The 7,957-nt window shown below is 38.6% G+C and carries 10 protein-coding genes; 2 read left to right on the top strand and 8 right to left on the bottom strand.

Going from position 1 to position 7,957, the window contains the following annotated elements; all coding sequences use genetic code 11:
* The first annotated feature begins 218 nt into the window (after positions 1 to 218).
* Positions 219 to 626, top strand: a complete 408-nt coding sequence (locus tag CHX27_RS04270; protein WP_094485528.1) for a hypothetical protein — start codon at positions 219 to 221, stop codon at positions 624 to 626.
* A 423-nt stretch (positions 627 to 1,049) separates the two neighbouring features.
* On the opposite strand, the gene CHX27_RS04265 is transcribed toward CHX27_RS04270, so the two are convergent.
* The 6 genes from CHX27_RS04265 to CHX27_RS04240 form a co-directional block, all read right to left on the bottom strand.
* Positions 1,050 to 1,643, bottom strand: coding sequence for a CHAP domain-containing protein (locus CHX27_RS04265; RefSeq protein ID WP_094485527.1), 594 nt, complete (start codon positions 1,641 to 1,643; stop codon positions 1,050 to 1,052).
* 41 nt (positions 1,644 to 1,684) lie between these two features.
* Positions 1,685 to 2,266 (bottom strand): GNAT family N-acetyltransferase, encoded by a 582-nt coding sequence (locus CHX27_RS04260; RefSeq protein ID WP_094485526.1) that lies wholly within the window; start codon positions 2,264 to 2,266, stop codon positions 1,685 to 1,687.
* A 6-nt stretch (positions 2,267 to 2,272) separates the two neighbouring features.
* The gene (locus CHX27_RS04255) at positions 2,273 to 2,683 is read right to left on the bottom strand and encodes a cupin domain-containing protein (RefSeq protein WP_094485525.1); all 411 of its coding nucleotides are present in this window, start codon (positions 2,681 to 2,683) and stop codon (positions 2,273 to 2,275) included.
* A 138-nt stretch (positions 2,684 to 2,821) separates the two neighbouring features.
* A complete protein-coding gene (locus CHX27_RS15330) occupies positions 2,822 to 3,031 on the bottom strand; it encodes a hypothetical protein (RefSeq protein ID WP_133063412.1) in 210 nt (69 codons plus the stop codon).
* A gap of 349 nt (positions 3,032 to 3,380) precedes the next feature.
* Positions 3,381 to 4,292, bottom strand: a complete 912-nt coding sequence (locus tag CHX27_RS04250) for a glycoside hydrolase family 43 protein (protein WP_243388960.1) — start codon at positions 4,290 to 4,292, stop codon at positions 3,381 to 3,383.
* Between the two features lie 693 nt (positions 4,293 to 4,985).
* The gene (locus tag CHX27_RS04240; protein WP_094485522.1) at positions 4,986 to 5,279 is read right to left on the bottom strand and encodes a Bor family protein; all 294 of its coding nucleotides are present in this window, start codon (positions 5,277 to 5,279) and stop codon (positions 4,986 to 4,988) included.
* A gap of 809 nt (positions 5,280 to 6,088) precedes the next feature.
* Between CHX27_RS04240 and CHX27_RS04235 the strand changes: the two genes are divergently transcribed.
* Positions 6,089 to 6,388: a YdeI/OmpD-associated family protein gene (locus CHX27_RS04235; protein ID WP_165764434.1), complete on the top strand. Its 300-nt coding sequence runs from the start codon at positions 6,089 to 6,091 to the stop codon at positions 6,386 to 6,388.
* A gap of 96 nt (positions 6,389 to 6,484) precedes the next feature.
* Here CHX27_RS04235 and CHX27_RS04230 read toward each other — a convergent pair whose 3' ends face one another.
* On the bottom strand, positions 6,485 to 7,174 hold the full coding sequence (locus tag CHX27_RS04230; protein WP_094485520.1) for an SIMPL domain-containing protein: 690 nt from the start codon (positions 7,172 to 7,174) through the stop codon (positions 6,485 to 6,487).
* A 50-nt stretch (positions 7,175 to 7,224) separates the two neighbouring features.
* The gene (locus tag CHX27_RS04225; RefSeq protein WP_094485519.1) at positions 7,225 to 7,866 is read right to left on the bottom strand and encodes a rhomboid family intramembrane serine protease; all 642 of its coding nucleotides are present in this window, start codon (positions 7,864 to 7,866) and stop codon (positions 7,225 to 7,227) included.
* Positions 7,867 to 7,957 lie beyond the last annotated feature (91 nt).

Below are 7,957 nucleotides of genomic sequence, written 5' to 3'. Positions count from 1 at the left end.
TTATTTTTATTGGTTTGGGGTGTCTCTGTAAAATGGCACATAACGGTTTGNGCTAAATATGCCAAGCAAGCATCGTCATCGGGGAAAGCTTTTGAAAAGTCTAGGATATTTTGACCTGTGAACAGGTGCAAATCATTTTAAATCAGGTATAAATATACGGAATATATTTGGATAACTCAATTATTTTTATTATTTTTAGTAACTAAAACACAAAAATTATGGGCAACGCAACCGTTAACTATTCTTTCAAAAATTATGGTCTCTCAGTAAGTATTGTTATCAGTACCGAATTACAGACTTTTCAGGCCGCTGATAATAAAAGCTACCAAGGGTATGCTATACAAAGTGGATCTGGAGTTTACACCCCAAATGGCGGAAGCCAGCTAACTTTTAACATAGCACCTCAAAGCGTAAATCAGTATAACGTGCTGTGGGCAAGTACAGATGATGGCTGCGGTGGTAGTTCTCATGGAATAGATACAAACGGTGTTTGTATTTTAGGAGATAATGGTACTATTGCTTGGAATGGCTCTGAAGACGGTGTAGCTAGTTTTTCATTACAAGAGGGCGCAGTCAGTGGACCCGTCACCTTGAGTAAAGTAAAAAACTGGCCTCCGAAATCATAATTCACTACCGCTATTACATTTTCTTACGTATAAAATAGCCGTAATTGCGATTGCTTACGAGTCAATTTAAGTAAAATCGTTTCGCGGCTATTTTTTTTATCAAAAAACCGAGTCTTTTTGTCAATCTAAGTTTAATTATTGGTTTTTCATTTTTTACCAGTGCGGCATTTCGCGCTATTCGTTGCAACAAAAACGCACAAAAGCGGTTCGTGCTGCTTTTGTCAAGGGCTTCCGCTGGTCGCCTCGTCAAAACCGCACTCACACGCTTTTCCTACGGTTTTGTTTTCACTGCCATCACGGCCTCGAGGAACACCCGCAGTCAAATAATTAGCAAACTCGAATCGCAAATAATCGATTTTAGTCAGAAATAGCGGTTTAAAACATTTTCTTACAACGACAGCATTTATTGAAAATTCTGTTCTTCTAAACTTTTCGCAACCAACCCAAAATTTCGTCGTGCTTAATGGTCCACTTTCCGTGTTTGTAATTGAGGTCGAGGGAAATTCGGGATTTTGCGTTTGGCCCCGGATTTTGCTGCACAATTTGTATTTGTGAAGCTGTTACTTTGGAAATAATGGCCACATGACCGTATTGGTTGAATAAATTTCCATCAAAAATCAGAAGATCGTTCACCTGAGGCTTCGATTTACTCGTATTTGTAAACTGAATTAAATTTCTTTTTTTGTTCATTCCGCCATCTGCAACAGCGCGATCATAAAAATCTTTTGCATGACCATAGCTATCGGGCATTTTGTGTTTAAGCTTTTGATAGTAATAGCGTTTAACAAACTCAACGCACTGATACTTCAATCCAAGATTGTAGCCGTCGGCAGTGGTATTCCGACCCACTACATTACCAACCGAACCGTTGTAATAAACGTAAACTCCATTTAAACTGTCAATCTTTTGTCCGACTTTTAAACCTGGTTTAAAACCGATCTTATTAAACGACCAAAAACCGGTAGTTACTACTAAAATAATAGCGATAGAAAGGTATTTTAAAGACTTTAATTTCATAGAAAGAAACTTTAATAAAGCGAATCGGCGTGACGTAAATACTAAATAATCAAGGCAACATCAATAATCAAGTAACGTTTTGATTTTCTATTAATTGTATAATCAAGTCTTTCAATTTTAAACCAATTCCATGGTGTACCGTCATCGATATACGTTTCTACGAACTGCATGCCAATTTTCTCTAAAACTTTTATAGACGCCTTGTTTTTTGCATCGGCAGCTGCATATACCTGTTGCAGTTGCATGGTATTAAAAGCGTAGTCGAGTGTTAAAAAAGCGGCTTCGGTAGCTATACCTTGCGACCAATATTTTCTGATGAGCCTGTAGCCTATGTCGTAATAATTTTGGTGATTATTATTTAGCTCTGTAACAAACTTTAATCCTGCCCAGCCAATGAAGTTATTGGTTTCCCGGTCGACGACAGCCCAACGACCAATGCCGTGCTCTTGGTATTGTTGCCGAACAAAAGTGATGACTTTTGCAGACTGTTCTCTGGATATCAATGGTTTATTGCCCAGAAATTTGTGCACTTCCGGATCTGAATCGAGTTCAAACATACCGTCAACGTCCTCGGGAACTAATTCTCGTAAAATAAGGCGTTCGCTTTCAGCAAATATCTTCATCGCGGCTTAGGGTTGGTTTGATTCGAACCATTTAACAATAGCAGGCATATTTCTTTCAAATCCGCCGGGAATAAAAAAGTTGAGTACGGCGGATTTTTCGGACGTATTATTTGCAAAATCGTGTTGCGTCTTGGCAGGAATTCGCAAAAAATCTCCGGGTTCTACATCTATCCATGTCTCGCCAACCAGTACCGATGTAACGCCTGAAATACCGAAGAAAACCTCATCGTTAGCCTCGTGCTGGTGTGCGCCCGGACCGGTAGAATAAGGTTCTAACCACCATTCGGAAATGCTGTAATTGTTAGCCGTTTCGTTTTCATCGGCTTTAAAAATTGCAGTCATACTGCCGCAAGGGTAAACTCTGCCCTCTTTCTTTTTGAGGAAAAGTACCGATGTGTCGTTTTGCTTGTGTTCCATATTTTGCAGTTTTGGCAAAGTTGTATGTCAGAACTCTTTGAAATGCGAGCCGAATACCAGACTAAGGTATTTGTTCTTCTAAATGTAATTAAAAAAAGATAATTGTATAATGATTGTGCGTACTAGCTGGAGTGTTAACTATTCTAAGCTCAAATCCTCTGGACTCAATGTGGTCTTAACATTATAAAGACTTTTTCTCATCGCAAAAACCAGTTTGTTTAACGCTTCTTCATTTGGGTTTTCTATAAATTTCTTCATTGTTTTTATTGCTAAGTCTGATGCATAAATTATCGTAATGAACCATTGTAAATTAACTTCATCGATTCGTTCTTTTTTTGTTGTGATCACGAATTTTTGTAGTTGATGTTTTTCTTATTTTATAGTTCAACAACATCCGTAAATCCATAGATAACAAAGCGTAATGTTAAAAAAAGTCTCTAACATTGACTAAACAAAATTAGATACTTGCCGCTACTACAATTTCTCGCGAACAAACACTTTTTCCACCAAACGTTAGTGACGTATGACCTAGCCCCGGTTGCAGCGGCAGCCCGGAGGAAAAGACGCTCGTTTGAATTGGGCTAGAAACGGCGACCTAAGAAGCCGGGTATAGCCCCATGAAAACCGCGTATTTTATGAGGACTATAGCGGAAAACGGGAAGAGCTAATAAAAATACAAAACGCTAATCTGACAACTTTAAGGCGCTTTGGAAACTCCTGTTGTGGTTTGAACGATCGGTTTTATCGTTCCATCGGCGTTGTAGTACAGGTAATCCACACAAATAGATCTGCGGTACATACTGCCTGTTGGTAGCGCACCATTGTGGTAGAAGAAGTAGGATTTTCCTTTAAAATCAATAATTCCCGGATGTGTAGTAAAACTGTTCGGGACGTTTTCTTGAATAATACCTTTGTATTCCCAAGGCCCAGTCGGACTCTTTGCCATACAATACTCAATCATTTCCGGATTGGTTCCATTTCCGGCGTAAACCAAATAATACCAACCGTTTCGCTTGTAAACCCATGGCCCTTCGATATAGTTTTTGGGCGTATCAACAGTTATCGGACCGTCTAATTCGATCATGTTTTCTTTAAGTTTAACCCATTTCATACTGCCGTTTCCCCAATAAAGATAGGCCTGTTCGTCGTCGTCAATAAAAACTGTCGGGTCAATATCATGCCAAGCATGTGGTTTGTCTTGCGTCATTTCATTAACAATGAGTGCTTTACCAATTGCGTCGGTAAAAGGTCCCAGCGGATGATCGGCTACAGCTACTCCAATACAAGCACCGCCTCCACTTGCTGAATTTGGTTTGTGAAAAGTCGATACAAACCAATAAAATTTGCCGTTGCGTTCCACACATTGCGCTGCATAAGCGTCGCCTGTAGCCCAACTAAAAGTAGCAGGCGATAGTTTTGCGCCGTGATGTTTCCAAGTTTTCATGTCTTTGGTCGAATATATATGCCAGTCGGGCATGCGGTAATTTGGCGCATTCACTGAGGCCGTGTCGTGTCCGGTGTACACATACAGTACGCCTTTATGCACCAAGGGCGCCGGATCGGCGGTAAAAATATTCTTGAAAATCGGATTCTGTGCGAAAATCTGCACCGTCAAAAAGTGAAAGAGCAGTAAAAAAATTGCGAATTTTCTTGGTTTTATCTGGTTTGGTTTTCTAAATCGTATAATCTGAGTAGTCTAAATCGCGGTTCTTGTTAAAATTAGCTTGTTTGGCGAGACGCAAGATCATTCCGTTTCCAATAAGCTGGAAATTCTACGCAAAATTTTTCGTAAAAAAGTGTTTTATGCCGACTGCTAGGTGTTTTTAGGGCGGCATTTCGCGTTTTTCATTGCATCCCGATAGCTATCGGGAGCCTTGCTCGGTTGGTTTCGGCAGTATTTGCAAAAGCTTCTGCTGGTCGTTTGTGCAAAAACGACTTCACTCGCCCGCTCTACGGCTTTGTTTTCATTGCAACCGCGGCCGCGGGGAACGTTACTGGGGAATCTGTGCAAGTACAAAATGAATATTTCTACGAATACGATAAGAAACAACGCGAATGTGCTTGCAGGAATGTGGGAATAAAATGGAATCTCAGATTCTTTTATCAAAAAAATCCATCAGTTGAGTCATTTAGCGTAGATATTATTAAAAACAATTTTGCGGATACGCATCCACTTAAATGATTTTGAGAAATTTCGAAGGAGTTATTTCGCTATTTTTTAGAATATAGCAAGAATGGTGCGGAATAAAAAGATAGAAAAAGAAAAAAAGGCGACCATTAGAAATCATGATCGCCTAACGGATTATTTTTTAACCGTAGTTGTTGTTGGAGTGTAAATGCTGAATGTTAACGCTGCAATCAAACCATTTACAAAAGTTTGTCTGGTGTGAACGGTGTAATCTGTTGCGCCTTCTGCCATAGTTTTTGAATCAGAAACTCCAACGGGTGCTAGACCACCAATTAAATAATGATTCCATTTGGTAACCTCTGAATTCCCCTGTGCTCCTTTACCAACGACACTTGTGTAGGAGAAGCAAGAAGTTAGCATAATTGAGCTTGCAAAAACGACGGTCATAATTTTGAAAGTTCTTTTCATTCTTTTGATTTTTTATGTTAATTACTCATTATTGAGTTGCTTTTAGGCATTGTTTACGGTTTCGATGCTTATCCGTTAGTGTTAGTATTCAAAATTTTTAGTTCTATCCAAATTCTAAAAATTAAATAAAAATCGCAAATACAAAGAACACTTTTGAGCTATGTACTGTTTAAAAAAAGCAAATATGATATTGTACGACAATGATTTAATCTATTACTCATTTATTACTTTCCTGCCCTTAATAATAGCCATTTTTTTACGGTACTGTCTCAGATTTTTCAAAGAAAACAACTTAAACCAATAGCTCGTTTGGCACATTTTTGGAGCTAAAATAGGTATTTGTTCTCAAGTAGAGCAATAATTTTTAGGTATTTTTCCACCAAACGTTAGTAACGGTTTTTCTAGCCCCGGTTGAAGCGACAGCCCGGAGGAAAAGACGCTAGTTAGCATTGGGCTAGAAACGGCGACCTAAGAAGCCGGGAATAGCCCGATAAAAACAGCGTATTTTACGAGGACTACAGCGGAAAACGGGATTTGCTTCAAAAGAATTTATACTATTTGTTTCTAACATGCAGTGGTTTATCTGATTTATTTAAGAAAAAATAGTACAACTTTTTATCTTTGCTTAAACAACAAAATTATATGCCGTATTTACTTCAGAAATTTGATAGTGGCATGCACTACTTTCTTATTGACGAGGCTGTTGCTGCATCTTTTTTGAGAAGTAGAAATAATCGCGTTATCTGTACAATTAATGGAACGGAATCGTTTCACTGCGCTATTCTACCGAAGAAAGACGGTGTTTTTTTGTGAATGTAGGTTCGAGAATTTGCAAAAAGCTTCAGCTTAGTGTTGGAAGTAGAATTGAAGTTATTTTTGAAATAGATCGCACTGAAAATCAGTTTGCTGTTCCTGAAGAATGGACGGCGGTACTAACATCCGATCAAGAGGCTGCTGTCATTTTTAATGGATTAAGCGCTGGAAATAAGCGTAGCTTGTTGTACTTGGTTGCTCAGGTGAAATCGCCCGAAAAACGCATCGAACGCGCGTTAAAAATCGCCGAAAAAATAAAAGCAGGAATTAGCTCGGCGCGAATCATATTGAAATAGCTAGCGTTAACAATAAAACGCCACATGTAGATAAAAAAAGGTGAAATCGATAATTCGTTTCACCTTTCATTCATTTCAGATTTTATACTTATCGTATTAATATTCAATCAAATATGTAGCTTGAATATTAACAATGATTTCCATTTCACCCGCAGCTAAAGATTGGGAATTATCGCCCATCGCACTTTCTGCCATTGCATAAATTTGTTTGGTAAACTGAGTGGGTACGTAATCGCTCGACATGTCGGTGATGTTAAACAATTTGCCTAATTTCACTTCGGATGCAGCGGCAAGTTCTGCAGCTTTTTTCTTAGCACTTTCAACAGCTAATTTACGAGCTTCGGATTTTTTCTGTTCGGCTACAGACGATTTCAATTGCACATTATCGATAGCATTTACTCCCTTTTCTGTCAAACCCTCTACAATTTTGTCGTAGCTGTCAATTTTCTTTAACAGAACTGTAATTTGCTGACGTGCTACGTAGTTTGATTTCTTGCGTTCAAATAGAAATTGGTCGTTTAAATAAACGCGTTCGGTTTGAATATCGTTTGAAGAAATGCCTTGTGAGGTCAAGTATTTCAAAACTGCATCTACTTTTTGCATATTTGATTTTTGGACTTCGTTTGCTTTCGAACCGGAAGTTTCCACAGCGAAAGTAAGTTCGACCTGATCGGGAACCACGCGTACTTTTCCAAGACCTGTAACATAGATTATTGGTTTACTTTCGATCTGCGACCATCCGAAACTACTAATTAACAACAATACCCATACGATTTTTGATTTCATGATTATTTTAGTTTATTGATTATGCGTGAGCGAAGGCAAAGAGCGTGCCATCATTTTTTGAAACCGAAATGATAGATTCCTAAAACCAAAAATGCAGCGGCAGGTACCAAGGTGTACGGTAGCGCAGCCAGGAAAGTAGTTTTGTATGAGATTGCGGTAAATAAATAGCCTGCTGCGGCTCCGCCTAAATGTGCGGTATGCCCAATATTATCGTTTGCTGCTTTTATGCCATACAAACTATACAAAAGAAAAATCAGTCCAAAAATATACGCGGGAATACCAAAAGGAATCGGGAAAATCATAATTTCTTGTTGTGGATCGAAGACTACTGATCCGAAAACAACGCTTGAAACGGCACCAGATGCGCCTAAAGCGCGATAAGTGTAGTCGTTCTGATGCACTAAAAGCGTAAGTAAATTGCCTGCGAGAAGTCCGACAAAATAAATTACTGCAAAAAATAAGGGCGAGCTAAAGTATATAAACTGTGTACCAAATAAGTACAGCGCGTACATATTGAAAAACAGATGAAAAAAATCCCCGTGAATAAATCCGGAACTTAGCATTCGGACATGATCACCCCTGCGTATTTTAGCAATATCGAAAATGCATCGTTCTCTTATATTCTCATCGTAAAAAGCAGCAAAACTAAGCAGCAGGTTGGCAGTGATTATGGCTAAAAGTACGGAAGACATTTTTTGAGTAATTTATTTCCGAAAGTAATTAAAAACCTAACAGACTATAACCCGTTGGGTGAAATTAAATTAATTGATTTTTGATGTTATT

This window comes from Flavobacterium aurantiibacter, from assembly GCF_002251775.1.
GTDB classification, from domain to species: Bacteria; Bacteroidota; Bacteroidia; order Flavobacteriales; family Flavobacteriaceae; genus Flavobacterium; species Flavobacterium aurantiibacter.
Note: the sequence above shows the minus strand (reverse complement) of the source record. Positions and strands in the feature narration are given on the sequence as shown.